Consider the following 204-nt stretch of genomic DNA (forward strand, 5'->3'; position numbering starts at 1 on the left):
GCCCGCAGGGGTGTCGGTGTACTTCTCGAAGTTCTCGATAAACAGTTTCGCCAGTGCGTTGGCTTTTTCTTGCCACTGCTCCGGGGATGCGTAGGTATTACGCGGATCGAGAATACGCGTATCCACACCCGGCAGCTCGGTTGGGATTGCCAGGTCAAACATCGGCAGACGGAACGTTTCCGCATTATCCAGAGATCCGTTCAG

At 55.4% G+C, this 204-nt stretch carries 1 pseudogene; it reads right to left on the reverse strand.

Annotated elements, in window-relative coordinates:
- A pseudogene (locus FDX22_RS20515) lies at nucleotides 1-204 on the reverse strand (phosphoenolpyruvate carboxykinase (ATP)); the annotation flags it as partial.

This window comes from Citrobacter sp. TBCS-14, from assembly GCF_005280805.1.
In the GTDB taxonomy this organism is placed as follows: Bacteria; Pseudomonadota; Gammaproteobacteria; order Enterobacterales; family Enterobacteriaceae; genus Citrobacter; species Citrobacter gillenii.